The sequence below is a fragment of the Paenibacillus sp. V4I5 genome, assembly GCF_030817255.1.
In the GTDB taxonomy this organism is placed as follows: domain Bacteria; phylum Bacillota; class Bacilli; order Paenibacillales; family NBRC-103111; genus Paenibacillus_E.
In genome coordinates, this window is record NZ_JAUSZB010000002.1 from 5,795,393 (window position 1) to 5,821,755 (window position 26,363).

Consider the following 26,363-nt stretch of genomic DNA (forward strand, 5'->3'; position numbering starts at 1 on the left):
ATTGGCAGATATTGGTCATTCATTTTCCGTCATCCACTTCATGATACGATATTGGAAATGTGCAGATGCGTGATATATGATGGGGGTAGAAGGGATCGTGACCGAGAATGTCAGAAGAACGATTAGCTGTACTAGAAGTACATATCGATCAGGCTGGTTATGATGAGGTTCCAGATATAATAAAACAGATTCATTTTGATGTAGGGCAAGGTGCACTGGTGGGTCTGCTAGGTCCAAATGGAGCTGGCAAGAGCACGACGATTAAGAGTATCCTTGGTTTATTGAAGGATTTCAAGGGTGAAATCTCTTTTAAAGGTGAACGAAAAAGCTACGCTTACATTCCGGAACATCCGATTCTGTATGATGAGTTGACCTTGTGGGAGCATTTGGAATTTGCTGCATCCGTCTACGATCTGGATCGAACGGTTTTCCTAGAGCGTGCCGATGATCTCTTACATCGGTTCCGACTTTTGGATGAAAAGCATCAACTGCCCGGGAAATTTTCCAAAGGGATGCAGCAGAAAATTATGCTAATCCTCGGCTTTTTGAATAAACCAGATGTGTATATTGTAGACGAGCCTTTCATTGGATTGGATCCGAAAGCGATTAAAGATTTCTTAGGGATGTTGGATGAGGAACGCAAGCGCGGTGCAGGCATTCTGATGAGTACCCATGTGTTAGATACAGCAGAACGGATTTGCAGTTCGTTTGTGCTTCTTTCAGGTGGCAGATTGGTAGCAAATGGAACATTGCAGGATATTCAAAAGCAATGCGGCATGCCTGATGCGCCATTGTTCGACTGCTTCCATTCCTTATTATGAAGGGGGCTAATGGGTTGAAGAGCAGCTTTCAGGTTTTCACACGAAGAGTGCTTTCGGATTGGCATTTCCAGTATCGGGCTTTGCGAATGGCTGTGGATTGGATCATTGCGATTTATTTTGTCATTCCGCTGATGATTGTGGCTGGTTACCATTATTACTCATGGTGGGCGACTCAGCCTTCTTGGTTTAGTTGGATATCGATGTCTATAATTGCCACGGCCTTCTATGTATTCTCTTGGCTCGGAACCATTCGATACTTTGTTGAGGAGGGGGACCAGCTTTTCCTCCGACAGAACCAAAATTGGTTTCGGCATCTCATGTTACTCGGCTATAGATACTCTCTTGTACTGCAGGGAATCACTACGTTAATATTGATGTTCGTATTTCTTCCTCTATTAGTTCAAACGTATTCCTTTAGCATGTTACAAGTTATTTGCTTATGGCTGCTTACCTATTTGCTGAAAATTAACTTAGGCTTGCTTCGCCAATTGCTTACACTTCGTTTAAATGGATTTGTGCTTTGGTTGCTGCGGATTGTGGTTTTTGTAGGTCTATTCTTCTTGTATCAAGTGTTAGTTAAGGGAGTCAGTCATAACACTTACTATAGTTGGGCGGCTATTCTTCTTTTACTAGTGCTGGTTGTTTTCTTAAGCAGAATACGGCTGCAAGAAAAAGGGGCCTTCTTCGCTGATATCGCCAGAGAAAGAGATGCACGGATGCGAATTGTCTCTCTGATGTTAATTCGTGTTCTCGAGCGGAAAAGAAAACCGACACGGAAGTACCCCCTTTTATTCGGGAAATCGCAGCGCTTGTTCAAGGGGAAAGGTGCTAACAACGGAATCGCTGATTTATTAACGAAATCCTTTTTTAGAAATGGTACACAGTGGAAGCAAACGATACAGTTCGTCGTTGTGATCAGTGGAGCTATGTTTATTTTGCCGGGAGTCCTTAAAATTACGATCTGGGTCCTTGCTGCATGCCTACTGGTATTTTGGAGAAAATCATTCTGTAAAGATGAATTGAAAGATCCGTTCCTGACTCTTTTTCCTATTCAGGATACAACGAAACATCAAGCTCTCCAATCTGCAATTCCAATTCTTGTACTGCCGGCGCTGATCTTAATCAGCCTATGTATGGGGATCTCTTTCTTCACCTGGTGGGGACCAGTACTGATGATCGGAGCCGCAATTCCGTTAGCTTATGGGACCTCTTCTGTATTTACAAGTTGGTATTGAGTAGGGGAATTACTTTACTTTAAGGTAGGTATGAGATCAAAAAGCCCAGTGCCAAAAACGGCACTGGGCTCTTGATCATGAACTTATCTGACTAGAGCATTGTATACATTCGCTTCACCTGCGCCGTAAAAAGCATCATTGCCGGTTGGGCCGTAATCGTTTGCTGTTTTTTCAATTAATGCTGCTACTTGGGCAGGGTTCAACTCCGGATGAGCCGCTTTAATTACGCCTGCAATACCAGCCACTTTCGGAGCTGCCATGGATGTACCGTGGAGCAGCGCGTAGCTATGGAGGTTAGAAGTGAAGTACGAAGGCAAATAGGTCGGCCATGTGCTTAGTGCGCGATAGTGGAAATCCCGTTGGTTCAAATCCAGAGTTTCAGCATATACGGGCCCATTATCGCCGCCTGGTGCAGCTACATCGATTTGATTTAACCCATAATTAGAATAAAATGCGACATTGTTCGTCGACCACTTGTTCGAGGATGAAACATTGATGACACCATTAATTTGACCAGGTATTTCTGTTGTTTTCCCTTTAAATACAACGTCAGGGGAACCGTAAGTAGCGTTTAGATAGTCGATCATCGCTTTGTTATCGCGTAGGTTAAGACCTTCATTACCAGCTGCCGTTACCACCGTTACGTTATGGTTGACAGCATATTGAATGGCACGTTTCCAAAGCAGGATGTCAGCAACATCCGAATATTTGGTTCCATCTACATAATACTTTTGGGAGTCAAATCCGCCGATCGACATGTTAATGACGTCAACCTTATCGTTAGCCGCTTGAATGATAGCAGCTACAATCCAGGCCGTAGGCGCACCTTGTCCGCCAGGAAATACGCGGTAGGAGCGGATGCCAAGATTCGGGCCGACCCCTTTGACTTTGCCGTTCCCGGCAATTGATCCTGCCACATGCGTTCCATGTCCATCGCGGTCCAGTAGATCGTTAGGATCACCGGTTTCACTGGTATCTGTTCCTGCGGGTACAAAGTTCATGCCACCGAGGAAGTTAGCTTTTAAGTCGGGATGATTAGCATCAATACCGCTGTCAATAACGCCTACAACGGCCTTATGCGTGCCGCCTGTGCCGCCGGTTTCAATCGCAAACGAAGCTCCGTTATTCGTCACTTTCTTAATGTCCCACTGATAATCCCAGTAGCTGCTCGTTTCTTCCGGCTGGGGAATATCTGTCACTGGCTGACCGTCAGCTGCAGAGGGATCTACTGTACCATCGCTTAGCTTATGTACCATCTGAACGTTGGCAGCAGCAATATCCTTGAATGATTGCAGCTTTGTCATAAATTCGGTGCTGGACGAACGCACCTCCAATCCTCCAATCTCAGGAATGGCCCGAACAACTTGCCCGCCTGCCGCTTGAATCATTGCTGCATAACCAGTCGGAAGCTGGTTCGAGAATGCAATTACATATGTTTTGGATGTTGTTCCACCTGTGCTGTTCTTCGATGCTGCCATTGCAGATATGCCGCCACCCATTACTGTAGAGACAGCCAAAATACTAGTTACCACCAGGGTTGTCCACTTACGCTTCATAATTGCCCTCCTTCAATTTAAGAAAAATTGCAGTTCTAATAAATTGTAAGTGACAGAATACATAAATGACATGGGTTGGTCGAACCAATTGTAATGTCGATTCCGTTCTTTTTTTGACGAATGGTCAATTAATGGCATTTTGCAGATGGAGCTTATTCACGCTTTGTTTGAAACTTAATCGAAATGACGTTTCATTCGGACTGGAATCAAACGTGACGTCTCCATTATTTTTGGTCATAATTTGCTTGCATATGGCTAGTCCAAGACCGGTACCCTCTTTTTTGTTGGTCACAAAAGGAATGAATAGTGAGTCTTTTATCTCAGGGGGGATTTCAGGTCCGTTGTTGGAAATGATAATTACAAATTCATCTTCCTCCAGCCTGGATGCGATCATTAAACCTTTCTCGCCTTCCTTTTCTGACAAAGCGTCCAAGCTATTGTTTAGAATATTTGAAAGAACCTGTTGAATGGCTATTTTTTGAACCTTGAGCTTTATGTCTTCTGATTCCTGGAAAATTAATTCAATATTATCGTTCACCAATCTAGGAGAAATCAATGCCAGGACGTTGTCGATGATAGATCTAGAAGATACCTCATCAAAACCTTCCTCGATGGTATCCTTTTTTGAAAAACTGAGGAATCCTGAGATCTGCATTTGAATGCTTAGAAGTTCACTTTCAATCGTATCCAGATAGGAGTTGATTCTTTGGTAATTTTGATTCGATATTTGGTTGCGCAAGATTTTTAAAAAACCAAGTATGGCTGTCAGTGGATTTCTGATTTCATGCGCCATGCTTGCCGCCATCTTTCCGATAATCGTCAGGCGGGCTTCATGCAGCTCGGTGATCGTCTGTGCTTGACCCGACAGTAGCTCTTTCGTAATGGTACTGTATTGATGGAGAAAATGTCTTTCATATAAGCTGACCCGAGCAATGATTTTCCTAGTCAGACTCATGGGAATCGTTATTCCTCTAGGGTTTTCTTGAATAAACCATAAAATAGCGTCAATCCAAATTTGACTGCTATGCACAACATGACTAATAGAAACATTTCTCATCAAAAACACTTTTTGGGACTCAGGGATCGCTTGGAAGAGAGAATGCTCTGCCGCGGGAATATGAAGGTCTGACATGAATTTATAGAAGACATCCGCGTCTTTCTTCAGAACATTTTTGTCATATTCAGGATAAATATGAATGAACTCGCGAATCCACTTTGCAATAATCTGATTTTTGTATTTTTTTAGTATGATCAGGTGCTTCTCATCATTCATCTCATTTGCTCCCTATAGAGGATATTCTCTATTAGGGGTTCGACGAAATTGACAATAGTTCCTGTTCCTTTGTTTTATTTTAGTTATTCAAGGCAAAAGCCTCCGCCGTATTACTTTAGGCAGAGGCTTTCATATTTTGAAGTCGAAAGCTTCGTTTCCGAGTTGTATATAGGAAGAAATAACCGAGTGTCACGAGCATGCAGATGAAGACATCAACACCGATGAGTACCTGATAATTGCTAAAGTAATCGAAAGAAACTCCTCCGATCAATGCACCAAGAATGCCTCCCCCTTGATGAAAAAGAAGTAGGAAGCCAGTTTGTTTGCCTTTTCCATTTGCAAATTCATTGACGATGAGCAATCCCCCAGGAATCGCGCTCAGATATGTAATACCGAAGGCTATGGCAAAAAGGACAGGCGACCATCCCACATGCATAAAGAGGAAAGCAAACCCCATAATGCGTATGCCATACAAGATGGTCATCATAACCAACTTATTGACCCGGTCCAAAAAATAGCCGAACATAAGTGACCCTGTAATTTCCAGAATGCCAAGTACACTCATGGATAATGCGATCATGCTCGGCGACACACTAGCCAGCTGATGGATGGCGACCAAATTCATTTCCACAGTCCCCATATTGAAGCCGCAGGTGAACAATGCGCAGGCGACCACAATGAAGATAGGCAGATGTGCGGATATTCCTTTGCTGATAGCTTTCGTACTTTCCTGATCTTCCACTTTCTTTGCTTTGTTACCCTTCGGGCCAGTCCCTTTAATACCAAACCAAATGACTGGCAAAGTCACGATAATACCTAGGACAAATGAGGCTAGGAAGGCGTCCTTCCATGTCAACCAGCTCGATGAAACGAAAATCGGCGTACTAACCGCTAACCCTACAGAGGAAGCACTGGCTAACAGCGCTGTAGCTTTGGCCCGATGATGCTGAAACCATTCAAACACCAACATATAGGTTGTGCTCGTTCCAAGACCGACGAAGCCAGAGATAACCCCGTATCCGATAAAGAAGACGATGGCGTGATGACCTAGTACAACGGTGCCAGTTCCTAAAATACCTATGACTGCGCTGACCAGCATAATCTTCCTCGGGCCATAACGATCCACAAGCCATCCTCCCAGGGGGGCACATAAGGCTGCAATCAATAAGTTCGTAGACCATGCCATAGAAATGAATCCCCGGCTGATCCCTAAATCTTCCGATATTTGAACTTGAAAATAAGCCATGATGAACCGCGTCAATGCGCCAATAAAACCGATTATCCAAAGCGAGCCCAATCCTATCCACGCATACTTGGATTCCTTGAACCATGTCGTACCCACTGAATACTCCTCCCCTACACAATAAAGATACCGATCGGTATCTTTATTATAACATAAGGGCTTTCCTTTTCAATAGATCAATGCCATTTGGTATAATGAAATTATTATTTCACGCGCATAGGGGGGAATTAACATGAAAAAAGGAGAAAACACCCGTAAGCATATTATCGCTAAGTCCGCTGAGCTTTTTAACCAGAAAGGGTATGCAAGTTCATCCATGTCGGATATTACAGAGCTAACCGGCATTAAGAAAGGCGGCATCTACCGTCATTTTGCCAGTAAGGATGAAATTGCTCTTGAAGCTTATAGCTATGCAGGCAGCGTAGTTGGAGGGAAAATTAAAGATGCCGTCAATCAGCAAGAAACAGCTTTTGGCAAGCTGCTAGCCTATTTACATGTATACGAAAACGTGGTTGAAGCACCGCCTTTTATCGGAGGATGCCCCCTCCTTAACATAGCTACCGAAAGTGACGATGGTCATCCAATCTTACGCCAAAAAGCCCAGCAGGGACTGGAGGGCACGCTGCATAACATGAAAGCGATTATTTCCCAAGGTGTTGAAAGCGGTGAATTCAAAGCTAACCTCGATATCGATGCTTTAGCTACCTTCGCTCTTTCCGTTATGGAAGGCGGAGTTATGATGAGCAAGCTGGAAGGTGACAATCGGCATATTCGGATGAATATCGAGAGCTTCTCTTCTTATTTAAAAGGAGTATGTTTACGCTGAAGGACTTTTATATAAAATAAGGTTGTGCATAGGAGATTAGAATTGATGGATAAGAAAAGCAGCAATTTATCAGAAGCATGCCCTAATGATCAAAACTCCTGGGTTTCCTCAGACATCATTCATAGTGACCTACTTGCCACCAAAAATATCGTCTATAACGTGTGCGGGTTTGATTGCTCTCAACCACTTGTAGAAGCTCAAAATGCTGAATATGGGGCCTATTTATTTCATTTAAATTCTCTCTTCATTAGATTTCGTGTCGCTAAAATCACTCCTACAAAGGTAGGGCAGTTTGTAACTCTATGGCATAGAATTGGGGATGGGTCGATCCAATCTTATGACGTATCAGATCCAGTCGATATTTTCGTAATTAGTACCCACAATGGGAATAACTTTGGCCAATTCGTATTTCCAAAGCATGTTCTATTCAATCAAGATATAGTATCAAATCAAGGTGAAGGCGGTAAACGGGCTATACGAGTTTACCCACCGTGGGACAAGACTACAAGCCGTCAGGCTCAAAAAACTCAGAAATGGCAGTTGGACTATTTCCTAGATATACCTATAAATGAACCAATAGACTGTGACCGTGCTCGAATGCTTTACGGTTTCAAATCATAACGAAGAATAATACTTCAAAAGAATAAATCACGAGGTTGCCGCTGAGATGTTGGCAACCCTATTGCGTTAACGGTAGTCGTTTTTTCTTCCTAATTTCTTACTCCATTCCTGATATCCTCTATCGAGTCATACGGTTTAGGGTTGATCCAGCTTCAACTGGTCTCAAGTCCCCAACCACACCAACCCCATCGCTCGCAGCCACAAATGATCCTCCATCAAATCTGACTCCTGCATATGTATATTCGCAATCTTCTAAATACGTAATGTGCATTCTACCAACATTCTATATATAGACATGATTATAGCTACTCATCCATACCATTTCGTTTCTATCACATAGAATATAGTAATTTTTAATAGAATAGGGGTGAGAGAATGAAGAAAGGTTCAGATCCTCCTAAGCAAAGGACATTACTGGAGATGGTTCAAGAACAAACAGGTCGCGCAAGCTACTCAACAGTTATCTATTCCTATTTTTATTGGGATCATGCCATTAACCAGCTATCGGAATGCTGAATTTCTTCATCATCAAGTCCCGGGCATACGGCTCTCAGATGACGTACTTGCTAAGATGGCTCGCTACCAGGGCGAAGAATGCAAGAAAACAAGGACTGGAAATTGCGATGGAGCTCGTGGATACCGTTCACCAATATTTTAAAGGCATTTATTTAATTACTCCGTTTATGCGGTATGAAATGACGGCGGAATTGACGAGGTATGTGAAGAGTAAGGACCAAGAAGGAGGGATTGCTGGATGTCAACCGTCGTAGTTGTAGGTACGCAGTGGGGGGATGAAGGTAAAGGGAAGATTACCGATTATTTAGCGGAAAAAGCGGACGTTGTAGCCCGCTATCAAGGCGGCAATAATGCGGGTCATACCATCGTGTTTGCCGGAAACAAATATAAACTGCATTTGATTCCTTCCGGAATTTTTTATAAGGATAAAATTTGCGTAATTGGAAATGGAACCATGCTCGCCGAGTGAGTGGAGTAACAGGACTTTCTCTTCATTCGATCGATGTTTTGAGCGGAATTAATAGCTTAAAGATTTGTACGGCCTATAAATATAATGACGAAGTCATGGAATCTTTCCCAGCTAGTCTTAACATCTTAGCAAAGTGTGAGCCAATCTATGAGGAACTCCCTGGCTGGTCGGAGGACATTACTAAAGTCAAGTCATTGGAGGAACTGCCTGAAAATGCGCGTCAAATCATTGAAAGAATCATTTTATTAACAGGTATTCCAGTTTCTATTTTTTCCGTTGGACCAGAGCGTGATCAAACGATTGTAGTGAATAAAGTATTTCAACCATAAGGGGAGGATATTCGTGATTTATAAAAAAGCGCAGATAAGATCGAATAGTAAAATCAATATGTCACTTATCAAAGCAAGAGTTGCGTCTCTTCGGGATTATGTATCAGAGGATGATGAGCCAGATGGGAAGTATCGTATTTTGCGCCGAATTAAGACGCGCTATCAGCGAATCGCGGTGGTCAAGCTAGCCAATGGCAAAGTGCTGATCTATGGAGACGGCTATGTGATGTTCGGCACCACTGAGGATGACAACATGTGGGCCGAATCATTGGTCCATATACCCATGGCCGTTGCCAAGCAAAAGCAGAACATCCTGATGGTCGGCGGCGGCGGCGGAATTACAACGCGAGAAGTACTCCGATATCGAGATGTAAAGGCGATCACCGTTGTTGACATCGACTCCGTCATGATGAAATTAGGCAGGAATTTGAAGCCGTTGGTGAAGTTCAATAAAGGGTCTTTGAGAAATCCTAAGGTGCGAACAGTCATTCAGGACGGCAGGTCGTTCGTGGAGAAGAACCAGAGGAAGTGGGATGTCATCATCATCGACCTCCCAGAACCAAGCTATACGGCACCCGCACTTGGCCGTCTCTTCAGCCGAGAGTTTTTTAGTCTCTTGAAAAAGCGATTGGCACCAGGAGGAGTCATTTCCATAGCATGCTCCGTACTTTCAGACATGCCAGAATACGGCTTCAGTGTAATGGCAACGCTTAAGGCATCCGGTTTTTATGTAGTGCCCTATCATTTTGATGTCATGAAGAGATATGGGGAGGATTGGTGTTTCTGTTTAGCGGCAACTAGACCTATATCGCCTTCAAACGTAAAGATTTTGCTCCCAACCAGCTATCTAACCTCAGCAAGACTGAAGGATATGCTCCATATCCCTCGCAAGTATTTGCGAAAATGGCGGCTGAGAAAGATCCAGACAGATAGTAACAGAGCTTTAGCTGACATCCATGAACGACACTGATAGCTATTCCATCGCTGGAAAATCGAGTCCCCGTTGTAATTTGCTAATCTTTTTGCAAATTAAAGCGGGGATGTGCTTTACATATCAAGTGAAAGGAAGATTAACGATGCAAAAACCATCGATTCAAGAACAAATGCGAAAGAAGATTCTGATCCTGGATGGCGCCATGGGGACAATGATTCAGCAGGCGAATCTAACAGCCGATGATTTTGGCGGAGAAGAACTGGATGGCTGTAATGAAGTGCTCGTCCTAACGCGTCCGGAAACATAAATCGAGAGAAATGAATGTCGCAGCTGCGAAACTGGCCATTCAAGCGGCAGAGAAATATTCGACACCGGAATGGCCGCGTTACGTGGCAGGGGCTCTGGGGCCTACGACCAAAACGCTCTCTGTCACAGGAGGCGTGACCTTCGAACAGTTGGAAGAAAGCTATTATGATCAGGCGGCAGCCTTGATCGAGTGCGGCGTTGATGCGCTTTTAATCGAGACTTCACAGGATACGCTCAATGTTAAAGCCTTGCAAGGATGCTAAACGCAAAGGAAACTATTCGAATGTCTTTTTTGAATATTTAGGTGCCACCTTTAAATACCGTAGAATGAAATCCCCGACTGGAAAATATATAGTTCGTTTTATTCCTAAGTTATGAAATGAGACACTTAATGTCCCGAGTACACGGAAGTGAGCTATTCGGCTGCTGACGGTAAGCTTAGAATGGATCGTAATCACTCCGGTACAGGCGAAGCAGGTGTGAGTGAGATGGATCTGGCTTCACTTCTCTGGAAAGATTGAACGCATAGAAGTTAACAAAGGAAAGCTAAGTAGGTCATCGATTGTGCGTTGTAAGTACTACGTCATTAGCAGAACGACTAATGTGAATACTGCTTGCGAAAACGCAGAGGTGAGATGCCGGCATACTGTTTAAAGCAGTTGGAGAAGTATGGGGCGTATTGAAAACCGACACGTTCAGCGATTTGCCCGACCGGCCAATCTGTTTTGATCAGCAGCAGCTTTGCTTGTTCCAATCGATACTCGTGCAGATATTCCATCGGAGTACAGTGGTAGATCTCTTTCATGCACCTAACAACATAGTTCGGGTGATAATGAAGAGCCTCCGCAAGTGATTCATTCGTCACGTCAGCCTGATAGTGCTGCCGAAGGTAAGCTTCTGCTTTCTCCGCGAGCTTTAAGGCAGGGGAAGAGTCGCTTCCATTGTACCCTTCCTCTAATAAACGAAGCAGCTCCATGAACAGCTGCTGCTCGTTCCAAAAGGTCGCCGAGCGATGTTGGTCTGACGATGCGAGCATTTTGCGAAGGTGGCACTCGGCAAGGGTAAACTCCGGCGGTGAGGCGTATTGCCGAATCCGAATGGTATAGGGGTTTGCCCATATATGCTGGACCGGGTAGGCTGGGTTTGCGGCATTGTCCGCCGCCTGGAGCCAATTCCCTTTAAAATCGAAGTGATTCCAATAGAAAACAGTCTCCGTCTCGCAGGGCTTCACCGCATAGTGATAACGGTCGGGCAATAGCAGTAGTGTCTGTCCTTCCGTTACCTCCCACTGCCTATCCTCTTCTCCGATGTATAACGTCCCTTTGACAACCCAAAGCAGATCGAAGATGCCGATATTCCGCCGGCTCGGATGTTGCTCTCCTGGACTCAAGGTCGATAACCCGGTCGTAATGTAATAGGGTACCGGCGGCAGCTCCATCCAAATGATTCCCGATTCGTTCATTCCCGATCCCCTCCGAGTGTAGTGTGAAATTTTATAAAAAATAGGTTTGTTTTATTCGTAGTTCATCTATAAATTCAAGGATAAACTGGATGAGAGCAATAATCAAATGTCATATAAATCATGTACAGTTCTAGGAGGATATGCATATGGGGATATCAATGAGCGAGCGGCAGAGTAGTAGGCGTGTAAGCATACAGGACGGATTTTGGAATCAGTTTACAGAGCTGGTGCGGGGGACGGTCATTCCCTATCAATGGGAGGCACTTAACGACCGGATTCCAGATGCTGAGCCTAGCTATGCGATTCGTAATTTCCGGATTGCGGCCGGGATCGAAGAAGGCGAATTCGGAGGGATGGTTTTTCAGGACAGCGATGTGGCGAAGTGGATTGAAGCGGTCGGATACTCGCTTGCAAGCCAACCGGACCCCGAGCTGGAGCAAACTGTGGACGAGTTGATCGAGCTAATTGCCAAGGCCCAACACAGCAATGGTTATCTGAACACGTATTACTCGATCAAAGAACCGGGCAATGAGTGGACGAATCTTCATGAAGCACACGAGCTCTACTGCGCAGGCCATATGATGGAGGCTGCGGTTGCGTATTACGATGCCACGGGAAAACGGAGGCTGCTTGATGTCGTGTGCAAATTTGCCGACTATATCGACACCGTATTTGGTCGCGAGCCAGGCAAATTGAGAGGCTATGACGGCCACCAGGAGATAGAGCTGGCGCTAGTGAAGCTGTATCAAGCGACGGATGAGGAGCGTTATTTGAAGTTGGCGCAATTTTTCATCGATGAGCGCGGGCAGTCGCCGAACTTTCTGATTGAGGAATGCAAGCAAAGAGATGGGTACAGTCATTGGATGAAAAAGGAGATGCCGATTCCGACCAGCGGGCAGATTGCTTATAATCAGGCGCATTTGCCAGTTCGTGAACAGGACGTTGCTGTAGGCCATTCCGTACGGGCCGTCTATATGTATACGGCGATGGCCGACCTCGCAAGCCTGACAAATGACCGGGAGCTGATCGAAGCATGCCATCGATTGTGGGATAACACGACGAAGCGGCAGATGTACATTACAGGCGGCATAGGCTCGACGCATCAAGGTGAGGCGTTTACGTTCGACCACGACTTGCCGAACGATACCGTATATGCTGAGACGTGCGCTTCGATCGGTCTAATCTTCTTCGCCCGCCGCATGCTGCTTCTGGAGGTGAAGAGCGAGTACGCTGACGTCCTAGAGCGGGCGCTGTACAACAATGTTTTAGGCAGTATGTCGCAGGATGGTAAGCATTATTTTTACGTCAATCCACTGGAAGTATGGCCGAAGGCTTCCTTAAATAACCCGGACCGCAAGCACGTGAAGTCGGTACGGCAGAAGTGGTTCGGCTGCTCCTGCTGCCCACCTAACGTGGCGCGGCTTCTCACTTCCTTGAACGATTATATTTATACAACTTCCGCAGAGGAAAACAAAATTTATACGCATCTGTTCATCGGCAGCGAAGCACGGTTCGAGCTAGCTGTCGGTCAAGTGGCGCTGAAGCAGCAATCGCGTCTTCCTTGGGAAGGTTATGTACGATTTGAATTAACTGCTGTTCCGGATGCAGGATTCACGCTTGCACTGCGCATTCCGTCTTGGTGCTATGGGCAAGCTGTGATGAAAATTAACGGCATGATTTCGGAATACGATGTTGAGAATGGATATGCGACCGTAAATAGGCAATGGGCTCAGGGAGACATCGTGGAGTGGGAGCCAGTGCTTGAGGCGCAGTTGATTACCTCGCATCCGGAGATCAGGGCCAATGCAGGCAAAGCTGCTTTTGAACGCGGTCCGCTAGTTTATTGTCTGGAGGAAACGGACAACGGCAGCTTGCTTTCGAATTTGTCTATCGATCGTGAAGCGGAGCTGCAATCGTATTACGACGCCGAGCTGCTCGGTGGAGCGGTCGTCATTGAAGCGAAAGGTCGCGTCGATGAACGAGCTTCCTGGCAAGAGAATACGGCGTACCGTCCGCTTGCGCAGCAGCAAGTGTCTGAGCCGGTAAAGCTTAAAGCTGTACCGTATTACTTGTGGGGCAACAGACAGCCGGGCGAAATGACGGTCTGGATTCGTGTTTGAAATTTTTTATCGGCGATCACTCTTTAGGGTGGTCGCCTATTATTTTTACGAAATCAATATTTTCTAATCGTGTAATCAATAAATTAGAATGACATCTGCATTCAGCAGCTCTAAAATTAATTGTTGAAAGCGCTTTAAATATGGACTTTCGATCCGTATTCAAAACGAGCTGAAATTCACTCTTCCATTGGATTTTTCCAATGGAATCTGCTCTCAGGCTTCGAAGTTCGTGCTTCTATTGGAATAATCCAATGGAATTGACTTTTAAGCCGCCAAAAATAGGAATGCTATTCCTTAAAAGATAAAGTAACATGAAGATAGCGCTATTTTCGTTCAGAAAGGAATTCTACTACGATGCGAACAAGCCTACGTCTTCGATTGATGGTACTAATGATTTGCTTAACCACGCTGCCGGTTGTAACCGTCACATGGATTGCCACGAATAATACACGGAGTTCCGTAGAGAAGGAAATCATTAATGCGAACAATTCGAGGATGTTATGGGCCGATCAATATTTGGAGGAGCTCCATCAGCAAATCGATATTTTGTTTTATTCCTTACAAATTAACCAAACGCTTATGGCTGGTCTTAATGATATGAACAACCCTGATATCGGGGTACAATTTAACACACAAAATTATATCAAAAACACACTAACGTCTGCCTTCTATGCAAATTCCAGAAAGGTAGACGAGTTGAATTTATATATTCATCCAATCCAAAAGGCATTTTCAGTCAGTTATGCAAACAGCGGAACCATTTATTCCTTAAACATTCGGGAAGGCAACTGGGGACGTATGCTTCAAACACCAATCAATATGTATTTTAAACAATCCGGCAGTGCCATCTATGCTTATCACAGTATGAACCGATTTGAGGATCGTATGCTGTTAGGCGGTATTTCCGTCCGTATAAACAAGCAAGTGTGGAGGGAAGTCAGTGATATTTTAAAATCAGAATCAGAAAGCTCGGTTTACTTGATTAACGATCAAGGGGAGCTTTTGTCGGGTTCAACGGAGACAATGGATGCCGCAGAGCTTCAGTCCCAACTTCAAAGCCTCAACCAGAATGATTTTGAATTGGCATTTCGTAGAACCAAGACGGATTTCTATTTCTTAAAACGAGTCGGAGACGGTCAACTGACGGTGGTGAAAGTCATTCCACTTCGTACAGTCAACCAAAGCGCACAACCGACGATCCAAGCAGGGATTTTAACAGGAACCCTATTTGCTATAGCCTCTATTTTGCTTTCCATTTTCGTATCGCTTCGAATTAGCAGGCCGATTGTCAAGCTTGCCAAAACAATGAAGATGACACATATTCATAATTTTAAAATGTCTCCGGTCCAAAGCAGGGACGAAATCGGATTGCTGGAAAACGGCTATAATTCCATGATGAAGCGTATTAAGGAATTGATCGAGGTTGAATATCAACAGGAAATCGATTTGAAGAATGCGCAATTAATGGCTCTGCAGGCGCAAATCAACCCGCATTTTCTCAATAATACCCTGAATTTGATGGGGGGAATGGCATTGGTGAAGGGTGCGCCTGAAATTTATGAAATTACCCGGGTAATGGGGGAGCTATTACGTTATTCCATTAGCGCAGATGGTGATTTGGTACCTCTCGAAGACGAAATCAAGCATATGCGGAATTACCTCTATATTCAGGAACAACGCTTCGCAGATCGTTGCTGTATGCATGTATCTACAGATGAGAGGGCACTTACCGCAAGGCTTCCTAAATTCACACTCCAACCGATTCTCGAGAATGCGTTTGAACACGGACTGCAGCGTAAGGAAGGCAAGTGGAATATCGAGATTCGGATAAGGCTGATAGATAAACGAGTCTTTATCTTCATTAAGGATGACGGGGTAGGCGTTGACGAGCAGCGTCTAAGCGATTTGCGATCGGATTTGAGAGATGGACGACTGGCGCCTCGAGCAAGGAACAACGATGTAAGAAAGAAAAGGGGAATCGGAATAAGGAATGTGCATGCACGACTCAAGCTGCAATTCGGCAAGGGCTGCGGTGTTCGAATATTTAGCAAGACAGGGGTAGGGACCTTGGTTGTATTAGTAATGGCTGCTGTGACGCAGGAGGAAGGGGGAGAAACGGATGCTGAACGTATTGATCATCGATGACGAGCTTTGGGCCAGACAAGTCGTTAGATCATTGGGAGCTTGGAACAAACTTGGACTGAATATCATTGGGGAAGCAGATGGTGGGCGGGAAGGAATCGTTCTGATTGAGACGCTGCATCCGAGCATCGTGATCACCGATATGCGAATGCCGGGACTGGACGGTGTGGAGCTCCTGAAGGTATTAAACGAGCGATACCCCGAAGTTAAAATAATCGTGATGAGTGGCTTTGACGATTTCGTTTATTTGAAGCAGGCGATACGTTCCCGTGCCATCGAATACCTTTTGAAGCCGATTAATCCAGTCGAATTGAACGATGCCCTTTCTCGGTGCGTGGAAGAGCTGCAGGCTTCACTACAAATACCAACTTCATGGGATACGCACGTCTTTACGGATAAAAAGATGCTGGACACCTATTTGAATTACCGGCAGCAGGTTTATGAGTATCTCTTGGAACTTAATCGCCCCGCTGTGCTCCATACAATGGAAAAGATAGAGGACCTCTTATCCGAAGGTTATACAGTGACGCAAGATGGGAGATTACCGGCTAGAATTGCGCATGATTTTCTGCACTTGCTGGAAGAGTTTACAGCTGGTACGGATTATGGTTTGGATGCAGCTTGGATCGAAGAGCGACGTAAACGTGCTGCGTTGTTAAGTGGGTACTCTTTAGGAGAGATTCATACCATCCTGCGTGATTGGTTAATTGATGCAATAGATGCCATAGAGGCGTACCGCAAAAATAAAAATCGATTAGCCCCCGAGGACGTACAGGCTTACATTGACCGCCACTACCAAGAAACTATTTCTCTTGAGACGGTCGCTCATCATTTTTTTGTGAGCAAGGAGCATCTAAGTCGAACATTTAAGGCTTCCATCGGGGAAAATTTATCCGATTATATCGTTCGTAAGAGGATGGAGAAAGCTAAGGAATTAATCATGGATCAACGACTTGCCATCAAACGAGTAGCAGAGCTAACTGGCTATATGGATATTGCTTACTTTTATCGCGTGTTTAAGAAACATTTCGGACTCACACCAGGGGAAATGCGTAAGGAGTAGCTCGGAATCAATAAAGTGCAATAACGAATGCTAATAACATCAAATGATTCATAAAACCCTTCTCCTCTATACTGAAATTGTAGTTACTAATCTTCTTTAGGGGGAAATGAAGAATGAAGAAAGCGCTTCACTTAATGCTAAGTGTTACCTTATTGGGAGCGATGGTCGGTTGCGGCACAAATTCCAACTCAAGTAACGGTGCGGTAGAGGCTACGCCGGCTCCGGCAGACTCGAAACCGGCAGCATCTACACCAGCGAAGAAAGTTGAATTGAAAGTATTTATGGGCTTTCCACGGTTTAAGGATCAATTTGACAAGTATTTTGAACAATTTAAGGCAAAGGAAAAAGCTGAAAAAAATATTGATGTCACCATCAATCTTGAAATGCCGAATCCTGACCAAGCCAAGCAAATCTTGCAGACTCGCCTTTCTTCCAATGATGCGCCGGATTTGTTCACCCTACACGCTGTAGCAGACGTACCTAGTTATTACAAAGCCGGTTACTTGAGTGATTTATCCAATCAGCCGTTTGCGGCAGGCCTGTTCGATAACGTTAAAAAGACGGTAACCTTTGACGGAAAAATAGTAGCATTACCGCTTGAAAGCTTGGAATGGGGATACTTGTACAACAAAAAAGTGTTCAATGATTTAAGCTTGAAAGCTCCTCAAACATTAGATGAAATGAAAGCGGTTATTGAGAAGCTGAAGGCGAATAAAGTGACACCATTCGAGTTGTCTTTTCAAGAGGCATGGATTCCGCAGCTGATCATGGCGCTGTCGCTCGGTGGGATTGTGAATTCGGAGCATCCGGATTGGATTCAAAAGATGAATAAGGGTGAAGCCTCCTACAAAGACGTCCAGGACGTATTCAATATTATTGATATTGTTATGCAAAATGGGACAGATAAGCCATTTGAAGTAGGCAGCGCCCAGGGCTCAACCGATTTCGCTAACGGAAAAGCGGCAATGTGGGTTCAAGGTCCGTGGCAAGCAGAAGCGATTCAGAAGGTTAACCCGAAAATCGAATTCGGTGTAGCACCGCTTCCAGTGAGCAATAACCCGAAAGGTACGATGATTAACCTATCAACGTCCACGTCTCTAGCGGTATCTCCAACAAGCAAGAATAAAGAGGTTGCCATGGATCTTCTAAATTACATCCTTGATGCGAAGGATTCGTCAGCCTTGTTCCAAGAATTGAAGTTCAATCCCGTATCTAAGGTTCACACGTATAAATCATTCCCTTGGATCGATGAAGCGATGACCTACGTTTCTCAAGGGAAGGCTTATCAGGACTTGTCTCTCCCTAATGGCATCACGGATGAACAAGCGAAGCTGCTGCAAAGCTACTACGCGAAGCAAGTAACGAAAGACGAGATTATCAAAGCGCTGGATAAAAAATGGGCAGACGCGATTAAGGGTCAGCAATAGCATGGCTATATATGGTGACCGGGAGTGAGAATAGGCTAATGACAACGAAACGAAAAAAGACGGTCATCCTATTAGCCTTCGTGTTTCCCGCTCTATTATTCTACGCTGTATTCGTACTCGCCCCCGCATTCGGGGGCGCATGGTACAGCCTTACGAATTGGAACGGACTGAATCGCACGTATCGGATGGTGGGATTGGCTAATTACATCGAGGCATTGACTGCGGACCCGTTCTTCCTAAAGTCGGTAGGCTTCACCCTTAAATATGTCGTGTTCATGGTTGTGCTTCAGAATGCGATCGCTCTGCTTCTGGCGGTTCTCGTGGAATCCAGACGCCGCAGCAAGGTATGGTTCCGTACGATTTTTTTCATGCCCAATATGATCAGCTTGATCATAGGCGGCTTTATGTGGTTATTTATTTTCACTAAAGTACTTCCGTATATAGCCGAACATACGGTATTCTCCTTTTTGGATAAATCCTGGATCGGTGATCCGGCTTATTCGTTCTTCGCCATCGTCATCGTGTCCCTGTGGGGAGGTGTCGGTTACCTGATGGTGATCTATATCGCCTCCTTGCAGGGTGTGCCCCAGCATCTGAAAGAAGCGGCTGCGATGGATGGAGCGAATGCTTTTAAAACGTTTCGTTATGTGACGCTTCCGATGATTTATCCGGCCCTGACGATCGGTATCTTTCTTACTCTTAACGGCTCGTTTAAAGCATTCGATGCTGTCTACTCGTTAACCGGCGGTGGTCCAGGCAGATCGACGCAGGTCATCGCACTGAACATTTTCGAAGAAGCATTTAAATCAAGTAATCGATATGGGTACGCAAATGCTAAGGCGATGATATTATTTCTAGTCGTGTTCTTGATCACCTTGATTCAGCTGTGGCTGATGAAGAGAAGAGAGGTGGAATCATGAAGCGAATCGGTTCCTTTATGATTCTGATGATCCTTATTGCGGCTGCCATATTTACGTTGTTTCCGATCTACATGGGACTGCTGAACTCTTTTAAGACGGAAGGCGCCATGATGAATAATATTTTGTCGCTGCCTACCCATTTGGAAGTAGGAAATTATATTGGCGCATTCCATAAGACTAATTTTGTTAGAAGCTTAGGAAATACGGTATATATCGCATCGGTTGGCTTGTTAGGCATTATTATATGCGCGTCGATGGCTGGCTATAAACTATCTAGGACACCTGGGAAGTTAAGTGCATTTATATTTCTGCTGTTTGTCATGTCCACGTTGATACCATTTCATTCTATTATGATAACGCTGACTAAAATTTCCAAAGCGCTATCCGTGCAAGGCTCAACGACAGGTCTAGGATTGATATATATAGGCACGGGTGTCGCCTTTGCGATCTTTTTGTACCATGGTTTTGTGAAGTCTATCCCCCGCGATCTGGATGAAGCAGCTGTCATTGATGGCTGCGGTGAGTTCCGATTATATGTTGTCATCATATTTCCGTTATTACTGCCTATTACGGCTACGATAGCGATTTTAAACCTGTTATGGATATGGAACGACTTTCTTCTACCGTTACTAATGTTGACAAACTATAAGACGTATACCTTGCTATTATCCACCAACATGCTGTTCGGTCAATACGGGAATAATGACTGGTCTGCCATTTTGTCTGCATTGATTCTGGCCATGCTGCCGGTCGTTCTCTTCTATTTATTACTGCAAAAATACATTATGAAGGGTATTGCAGACGGTGCAATAAAGGGATAGGAGTGAAAACTAATGAGCTCAATTCGTGAGAACGAAGTTGTTGGCTTTCTTAGAGCTGACGGGAAGAGACTAGTCAACGGAGAAGGTCGCGAGGTGCTGCTAAGAGGCGTCGGCTTCGGGAGTTGGCTGCTCCCTGAGGGCTATATGTGGATGTTTCCGGAGAAAGGAGATCGTCCGCGGCGTATTGAAAAGATGATTCATGAGCTGATCGGGGAACGGGAGGCCGAAAGATTTTGGGACATTTACTATGATGTTCACACATCGGAAGCAGATATTCAACAGATTGCCGCTGAAGGATTCAATTCGGTTAGGGTGCCAATAAACGCAAGATTTTTAATTGAAGACGGTGAGCCTCTTCGGGTGAAAGAGCATCGAATGAAACTCATTGATCGTCTTATCGGATGGTGTCGTAAGCACAGCCTTTATGTGATTTTAGATCTACACGGGGCACCTGGGGGCCAGACGGGTACGAATATAGACGACTCTGAACGGGACTTGCCGGAGCTATTTACAGAAGAACAGAATAGGCGTCTTACTGTTCAGCTATGGCGTTTTCTCGCAGAGCACTACAAGAATGAGTGGATTGTTGCGGGCTATGATCTGCTCAATGAGCCGCTGCCCAACTGGTTCTCTACGTATAACGGTGAGGTCATGCCTCTTTACCGGGATATCGTCAAGGCAATCAGAGAAGTAGACGATCGCCACCTGATTATTCTAGAAGGTGCCCATTGGGCAACGGATTGGTCGATTTTTACGGAGAAAATCGATCATAATCTGATGCTGCAGTTCCATAAATATTGGAATAATCCAGATACGGAGAGCATTAGAGTCTACTTAGATAAGCGTGAAGAGTGGAACGTGCCCATTTATATGGGTGAAGGTGGCGAGAATAACAAAGCATGGTACGCGGGTGCTTTCCGCCTTTTTGAAGATAACAATATCTCTTGGAATTTCTGGACTTGGAAGAAGATGGGCAAAGATAATTCACCTTGCAGCGTTAAGGTTCCCCGTGATTGGCAGATGCTGGTTGATTACTTAGAGGGTGGTTCGAAGCCGGATGAGATAACAGCACAACAAATCTTATGGGAATATCTAACTAATTTAGCTTTCGACCAATGTGTGTATTACCGCGATGTTGTTGACGCCTTGTTAAGCAGACCTCCCGTTCGTATACCTGCTATTTTCTACGGGTATCGGGGAGAAGGTGTCAGTTATGGCATCCAGCAGCCATCGAATCAGAATGTTGGCTTTCGCATCCATGACTGCACGGACATTCGGTTTGTCGCAAGTGCAAGGGAGACAGCAAACTTCGAGCATGGTAAAGGAGAGGCATGGCAGGAGGATGAGCGCCTAGAAGTACACTTAGCTGAAGGCGATTGGCTGGCCTACGAAATTTATGTTCCTAAGTTTACGGATTTCACGGTTTATGAGATCAACATTCACCTTAATGAGCTTGATGAAAACGGAAGTCTGGCAATCTCGGTAGATGGCGAGAACACAAATATCAGAGAACCGTTCACGCTTGAACCAGGGGCACATCGTATTGTAGTTCAAGCTAAAGGTGCTCTCGTTCGGCTTGAATGGTTAGAAATCATTCCGACTAGCATAGAGGCTTAGTTCAGGCAAAGTATGAACTAGAGAGTGTGGGTTTGGGTTTTATAAGTAGGCGTTCACTCTATTGGGTGAATGCTTATTTTATTTGTGAGTGTTTAAGTAGAAAACTGGAGCACTTTATTCCATTCCTGTTGTTTCTTATGGCTTTTTGGGATTTAGGTCTTGATAACAACTGCAGCTCTTTTTTAACAGTATTTATATGTTTTTTTTGGGGGGTAACCTAAAGGTTACCCTTTATTTATGATTAAATACGGATAATTTCTGTTTTCCAAGACATTCTATAAATAGCATAAATGTCAATGGAAGGATTTTTACAGTGACGATATGGTTACGAAAATGGTTAGTCGGCAGTCCACCCATTATAGATGAAAGAGATGATACTATTCTGGATAAGGAAGATGTAACGTCTATTATCGAACAAAACGAAGCCTTTGTGAAACAAATGTTTCAAAAATGCTCGGATTTGGTTTGCCACAAAATTCATGCGGTTGACGGGAAAGCCAAGCGATTAATTGTCTATCTTGAAACTATAACTGACGAAAAAAAAGTGAGCGATCTAGTCTTAAAACCATATGAACGGATTGCTGAAGAAACGGAAACATTGGATAGCGAATCAATACCGGTCGGCAAATCGGTAACATCGTCGAATTGGGCGGAAATCGTCAAACTTTTGCTGCGTGGGTATGCCATCGTTTTTACTGCCGGTGAAACGAGTGCCGTTTGTCTTACAGTAAATAGCTTGGTTCATCGGAGCATCGAAGAGCCTTCTTCGGAACCGGTTATCCGGGGGCCAAAAGAGGGATTCATCGAAAGGCAGTCAGTGAATGTAGGGCTGTTGCGCAACTATATTCGTACCCCTCGTCTAAAAATGGAGGCCTTTACCTTAGGCGAGATTACGGAAACGAATGTATTAGTGACTTATATCGAAGGACTTGCCGATGAATCGGTCGTTGACCAGGTACGAGATAAAATCGCTTCTATCCGGGTTGACGGTGTATTGGAGAGTGGTTACATCGAGGAACTGATTCAGGACAATCCAATTCCCCTTTTTCCAACCGTTCAAGTCACGGAACGGCCCGATGTCGTAGCAGGGGGACTATTGGAAGGAAGGGTTGCCATTCTGGTCGATAATACCCCTTTCGTTCTCGTTGTTCCAGTTACTTTTTGGAACGGTATGCAGGCAAGCGAAGATTACTATCTAAGTTACCCTGTAGCTACTTTCGTACGGTGGATCCGATTTATTTTTTTATTTATCGCTATTTTTGCCCCTTCTTTATTTGTAGCGGTGACCACATGCCATCAGGAAATGATACCTACCAGTTTATTGCTGAGCATCGCCTCCGCTCGGGAGCTGGTGCCATTGCCGGTCATGATAGAAACCTTGCTGATGGAAATCATGTTTGAAGCTTTACGCGAAGCTGGGCTTCGCTTACCAAGAACGATAGGACAGACGGTTAAGCATCGTCGGCGCGCTTGTCATCGGGCAGGCGGCCGTACAGGCGGGCATTATTTCGGCTCCCACAGTTATCGTCGTATCTATGACAGGTATAGCCGCCTTTGTCATACCGCGATTTAATTTTGCCAATGGGATCCGTTTGCTTCGGTTTCCGATCATCTTCTTGGCGGGATCTCTGGGATTATACGGTATAGCGCTCAGTTTTTTGGGAATTTTGCTCCACGTCGTGCATTTGAAATCTTTCGGCGTTCCCTATTTTACACCTGTGGCTCCCTTTTCTCTAAGGGCAATTAAAGATGTGTGGTTCCGGGTTCCCCGGAAAAATGGCGTCGGCATATCCATTCCCTCTTACGATAGGGCTACTAAAGCGCCGCAGCGGGAAGGAAGAGAATAGTTGAAACGATGGTTACGAATCGGGATTTTGTTGATTCCACTGGTCATTACGGGCTGTTGGGATCGCATGGAAATCAATGATATCGGTTTGGTTATGGGAACAGGACTGGACTTGATGGAAGACGGAAACATACGGGCGACACTTCAGATTTCCGTGCCTTCCCCATCCTCTCAAACTACGGGGGTTAAAGAAGGGGACAGGTTCTTTCTGATTTCGGAGGTTGGAAAAAATGCGTTTGATCTTGACCAAAAGCTTCAGCAAAAAATGTCCAGAACGCTTTTTTTTTCGCATCGCAGCGTTATACTAATCGGGGAATCTTTGGCCAGGCATGGAATTAACGATATTCTGGACTCTTTCAGCCGCCATCCGCGGAACCGGTTAAAAACGTATGTATTTGTCGTCAAAGGAATGAAAGCTGGGGATCTGCTGCAAGTTCATTACCCCTATGAACTGGTTCCCGCCGAAGCCTTGAAAGAAATGCAAATCATGCGGGGAGAAGGAATATCCACCACGTTGCGGGATTTTTTGATAGCATCGGCGAGCGAGGGAATAAATCCGGCGGTCGGGGTTTTGGAGCCGACTCATTTTTTTAGTTCGTCGCAAAAAGTCAAGGACGAACTATTTCGTATGAAAGGTACGGCAATTTTCAAATCGTCTGCATTGGTCGGCTTTTTGGATAATGCGGAAACCCACGCTTTTCTCTGGTTCAAGAAAAACAAGAAGACGGATAAAATCGTTGCCGATCTGCCTGAAGGAAATGGAAATGTGGGTTATTTTTTAACGAGCAGCGAAGTCATAATCGAACCGGATATGTTAGGAAATCATCTTAAATTTCATGTCGATATAAAAGGAAAGGGAAATCTGTTTGAAAACAATTCTCGGCTCGACGTAGGCCAACCGAACAATCAAAAGCTTATCAAAAAGGCGTTGGAAAATCGGGTTGAACATGATATGAAGGTGTTCTTGCGTAAAATACAAACCCAATACAAAACGGATATCGTAGGCTTCGGCCAGCAATTTCAAAGAAAAGATCCCCAAAAGTGGCGTATCGTAGAGGAACAATGGGATCGGCATTTTGCAGCGGCTGAAATTTCCGTATCCGTGAACCTCACCATCAACAATACGGGAGCTATCGGCCCTTCATTGCATTTGAAAGAAAAGGAGATTATGAAGTGAAACTTGTCATGTCTGCAGGATATGTATTGTGTCTTTGCATGTACACCTTATTACAAATTCGTCGTTTATGGGGGAGTAATGAGAAGCGGGAGGCTTGGATTTATGCACTATTTATGACCGTAACCGCTGTCATTGGCGCTCTTCTGATAGCGGGAGTGGAAGTACCTAGCCTTGTCGTTCCTTACAAATTCCTATTCGAACCCCTCGGAAAAATGATTTTATCCCCATAACTTTGCGGTTTTTATTTTGAGAGTATCAATGGTAAGCAGTATCAATGGGAGCAGGCTTTGCGTAAAGAGTGCCAATATCGGATAGGTGAAAGTAATCCAGGCTTGAAATTCAGCGTCATTTTTGAAAATCCAGACGGAGCCGACAGCGGATAACAGAGTTACCGGAACAACGGATTTTCGATAATTTGACGTTCCGAACAACTGGCTTGCACTTAAAGAAAACATATAGAGCAGCATCGAAATCTTGGTGAAAATCCCAAAAATCCATATGGCAACAGCAATGGCCTCCAGCCTTTCCAAGGGTCCGAGGATACCGATATATTGGATGACTTTCAAAAAAGCGAACTTCAAACGGGGCGTTATCGGACCGAACATCATAATGGTAACTAAGTCGATTGCCATGATCAACAGAACAACTCCTCCCATTGCCGATAACAAATTCATTCGGACATTTTGCGGCTTTTCGTTTAAGTACGGGAGGAACCATCCCAGAAAAAAGAACTGGCTCATCCAGGCGGACGGAACCACTGCACCCTTAAGTACCGGAAATAGTCCCTCCGCTAAAAACGGGGTCAAGCGAGTCAGTTCAATATCCCGGATAGAAAAAATGAAGATAGTGATCAGCAGGACGATGATAATGAGAACAATCACTTCATTGCACCTGGCGATAGCTTCGACTCCTGCCAGTACGGCCAGGCAGCACAAAAACAACATGGAGACCATCAGGGCCAGAGAGGGAGTATTCATCAGGAGGTTGGTGTTAATAAACCCGACATGTTCGTTTACAGTGCTGGAAATAAAGAAAAACAAATAATAAGTCAAATAAAATCCTACAATTTTGCCCGCCCAGTTCCCACAAATCTTGACAGTGTACTGCATGATCGATTGACCGGGATAACGTTTGGACAGAGCGGTCAGTACCCAGATGTTCACGACTCCCGTAAGCGAAGCTGGAAAAACAGACAACCAGGCATTCTGCTTGGCGAAAGATACCATAATTCCGGGTACGGATAAAATGAGCGTAGAAACAATAAAGGTGAAAAAAAGTAAGCTTAACTGATTTCCGGATATTTTTCCGCTGGATTGCACTCTTTTTTCACAACCTTTATGCGTAGTTGATATTTTCCTATTTTATCCTTAGTTAAATTGTTTAAAACATTTATATACATTGATGGAGTAGTCGAGGCAGGTGTGGCCATCGGTGTTGGTTACGAAGAACAATAGTTCAATGACCATGCATTGCAAGGGAGCCGAATACCTTAATGACCAATGTTCAGCCTTTAATTACATAGACAGCATGACGATAATGTTGGTTAAAATTATTAAACCCGCCCTAACCAAGGACGGGTTTCTCTGCTTTTGTGACTGTATTATTAAACGACTTTATTATCAAGTAACATCCATTAGCT

Annotated in this window: 23 protein-coding genes and 2 pseudogenes; 20 read left to right on the forward strand and 5 right to left on the reverse strand. The window is 44.6% G+C overall.

What is annotated here, in order from left to right:
- Positions 1–107 precede the first annotated feature (107 nt).
- Positions 108–821, forward strand: coding sequence for an ABC transporter ATP-binding protein (locus tag QFZ78_RS28490; RefSeq protein ID WP_307552545.1), 714 nt, complete (start codon positions 108–110; stop codon positions 819–821).
- A 14-nt stretch (positions 822–835) separates the two neighbouring features.
- On the forward strand, positions 836–2,056 hold the full coding sequence (locus QFZ78_RS28495; RefSeq protein ID WP_307552546.1) for an ABC transporter permease: 1,221 nt from the start codon (positions 836–838) through the stop codon (positions 2,054–2,056).
- Between the two features lie 83 nt (positions 2,057–2,139).
- On the opposite strand, the gene QFZ78_RS28500 is transcribed toward QFZ78_RS28495, so the two are convergent.
- From QFZ78_RS28500 to QFZ78_RS28510, 3 genes are all read right to left on the reverse strand, one after another.
- Positions 2,140–3,612, reverse strand: a complete 1,473-nt coding sequence (locus QFZ78_RS28500; RefSeq protein WP_307552549.1) for a S8 family serine peptidase — start codon at positions 3,610–3,612, stop codon at positions 2,140–2,142.
- A gap of 124 nt (positions 3,613–3,736) precedes the next feature.
- The gene (locus QFZ78_RS28505) at positions 3,737–4,885 is read right to left on the reverse strand and encodes a sensor histidine kinase (protein ID WP_307552551.1); all 1,149 of its coding nucleotides are present in this window, start codon (positions 4,883–4,885) and stop codon (positions 3,737–3,739) included.
- A gap of 115 nt (positions 4,886–5,000) precedes the next feature.
- The gene (locus QFZ78_RS28510) at positions 5,001–6,227 is read right to left on the reverse strand and encodes an MFS transporter (protein WP_307552553.1); all 1,227 of its coding nucleotides are present in this window, start codon (positions 6,225–6,227) and stop codon (positions 5,001–5,003) included.
- 133 nt (positions 6,228–6,360) lie between these two features.
- Between QFZ78_RS28510 and QFZ78_RS28515 the strand changes: the two genes are divergently transcribed.
- The 7 genes and pseudogenes from QFZ78_RS28515 to QFZ78_RS28545 form a co-directional block, all read left to right on the forward strand.
- Positions 6,361–6,954, forward strand: a complete 594-nt coding sequence (locus QFZ78_RS28515; RefSeq protein WP_307552555.1) for a TetR/AcrR family transcriptional regulator — start codon at positions 6,361–6,363, stop codon at positions 6,952–6,954.
- Between the two features lie 45 nt (positions 6,955–6,999).
- On the forward strand, positions 7,000–7,575 hold the full coding sequence (locus QFZ78_RS28520) for a MepB family protein (protein ID WP_307552556.1): 576 nt from the start codon (positions 7,000–7,002) through the stop codon (positions 7,573–7,575).
- Positions 7,576–7,950: 375 nt separating this feature from the next.
- On the forward strand, positions 7,951–8,091 hold the full coding sequence (locus QFZ78_RS28525; RefSeq protein ID WP_307552558.1) for a hypothetical protein: 141 nt from the start codon (positions 7,951–7,953) through the stop codon (positions 8,089–8,091).
- Positions 8,092–8,129: 38 nt separating this feature from the next.
- Complete coding sequence (locus QFZ78_RS28530) at positions 8,130–8,345, forward strand: hypothetical protein (RefSeq protein ID WP_307552559.1); 216 nt, start codon at positions 8,130–8,132, stop codon at positions 8,343–8,345.
- A pseudogene (locus tag QFZ78_RS28535) lies at positions 8,330–8,889 on the forward strand (adenylosuccinate synthetase). Before QFZ78_RS28530 ends, QFZ78_RS28535 begins: the two are co-directional and overlap by 16 nt.
- Positions 8,890–8,902: 13 nt before the next feature.
- Positions 8,903–9,859: a spermidine synthase gene (locus tag QFZ78_RS28540; RefSeq protein WP_307552561.1), complete on the forward strand. Its 957-nt coding sequence runs from the start codon at positions 8,903–8,905 to the stop codon at positions 9,857–9,859.
- Positions 9,860–9,965: 106 nt separating this feature from the next.
- Positions 9,966–10,377: pseudogene (locus QFZ78_RS28545) on the forward strand (homocysteine S-methyltransferase family protein); the annotation flags it as partial.
- Between the two features lie 350 nt (positions 10,378–10,727).
- Here the strand turns inward: QFZ78_RS28545 and QFZ78_RS28550 are convergent.
- A complete protein-coding gene (locus QFZ78_RS28550; RefSeq protein ID WP_307552564.1) occupies positions 10,728–11,591 on the reverse strand; it encodes a helix-turn-helix transcriptional regulator in 864 nt (287 codons plus the stop codon).
- A 146-nt stretch (positions 11,592–11,737) separates the two neighbouring features.
- Between QFZ78_RS28550 and QFZ78_RS28555 the strand changes: the two genes are divergently transcribed.
- The 11 genes from QFZ78_RS28555 (at position 11,738) to QFZ78_RS28600 (ending at position 24,954) form a co-directional block, all read left to right on the forward strand.
- Positions 11,738–13,711, forward strand: coding sequence for a glycoside hydrolase family 127 protein (locus tag QFZ78_RS28555; RefSeq protein ID WP_307552566.1), 1,974 nt, complete (start codon positions 11,738–11,740; stop codon positions 13,709–13,711).
- 354 nt (positions 13,712–14,065) lie between these two features.
- Entirely contained in the window at positions 14,066–15,856 is a 1,791-nt protein-coding gene (locus tag QFZ78_RS28560) for a sensor histidine kinase (protein WP_307552568.1), read from the forward strand.
- Positions 15,831–16,916 (forward strand): response regulator, encoded by a 1,086-nt coding sequence (locus tag QFZ78_RS28565; protein ID WP_307552570.1) that lies wholly within the window; start codon positions 15,831–15,833, stop codon positions 16,914–16,916. The genes QFZ78_RS28560 and QFZ78_RS28565 overlap by 26 nt, the downstream gene beginning before the upstream one ends.
- A gap of 113 nt (positions 16,917–17,029) precedes the next feature.
- On the forward strand, positions 17,030–18,343 hold the full coding sequence (locus QFZ78_RS28570) for an ABC transporter substrate-binding protein (RefSeq protein ID WP_307552572.1): 1,314 nt from the start codon (positions 17,030–17,032) through the stop codon (positions 18,341–18,343).
- 38 nt (positions 18,344–18,381) lie between these two features.
- Complete coding sequence (locus QFZ78_RS28575; protein ID WP_307552574.1) at positions 18,382–19,263, forward strand: carbohydrate ABC transporter permease; 882 nt, start codon at positions 18,382–18,384, stop codon at positions 19,261–19,263.
- Complete coding sequence (locus QFZ78_RS28580) at positions 19,260–20,084, forward strand: carbohydrate ABC transporter permease (protein WP_307552576.1); 825 nt, start codon at positions 19,260–19,262, stop codon at positions 20,082–20,084. Before QFZ78_RS28575 ends, QFZ78_RS28580 begins: the two co-directional genes overlap by 4 nt.
- Before the next feature lie 12 nt (positions 20,085–20,096).
- Positions 20,097–21,701 carry a cellulase family glycosylhydrolase gene (locus QFZ78_RS28585; protein ID WP_307552578.1) on the forward strand — a complete coding sequence of 535 codons (1,605 nt, stop codon included), beginning with the start codon at positions 20,097–20,099 and terminating at the stop codon, positions 21,699–21,701.
- A 313-nt stretch (positions 21,702–22,014) separates the two neighbouring features.
- Positions 22,015–23,274, forward strand: coding sequence for a spore germination protein (locus QFZ78_RS28590; RefSeq protein WP_307552580.1), 1,260 nt, complete (start codon positions 22,015–22,017; stop codon positions 23,272–23,274).
- Positions 23,207–23,548 (forward strand): spore germination protein, encoded by a 342-nt coding sequence (locus QFZ78_RS38655; protein ID WP_373461146.1) that lies wholly within the window; start codon positions 23,207–23,209, stop codon positions 23,546–23,548. The genes QFZ78_RS28590 and QFZ78_RS38655 overlap by 68 nt, the downstream gene beginning before the upstream one ends.
- Positions 23,549–24,724 carry a Ger(x)C family spore germination protein gene (locus tag QFZ78_RS28595; RefSeq protein WP_307552581.1) on the forward strand — a complete coding sequence of 392 codons (1,176 nt, stop codon included), beginning with the start codon at positions 23,549–23,551 and terminating at the stop codon, positions 24,722–24,724. It begins immediately after the preceding gene.
- Positions 24,721–24,954 (forward strand): hypothetical protein, encoded by a 234-nt coding sequence (locus QFZ78_RS28600; RefSeq protein WP_307552583.1) that lies wholly within the window; start codon positions 24,721–24,723, stop codon positions 24,952–24,954. Before QFZ78_RS28595 ends, QFZ78_RS28600 begins: the two co-directional genes overlap by 4 nt.
- Here the strand turns inward: QFZ78_RS28600 and QFZ78_RS28605 are convergent.
- Positions 24,943–26,043, reverse strand: coding sequence for a GerAB/ArcD/ProY family transporter (locus QFZ78_RS28605; RefSeq protein ID WP_307552585.1), 1,101 nt, complete (start codon positions 26,041–26,043; stop codon positions 24,943–24,945). The two genes, QFZ78_RS28600 and QFZ78_RS28605, sit on opposite strands and share 12 nt — an antisense overlap.
- Positions 26,044–26,363: the final 320 nt, after the last annotated feature.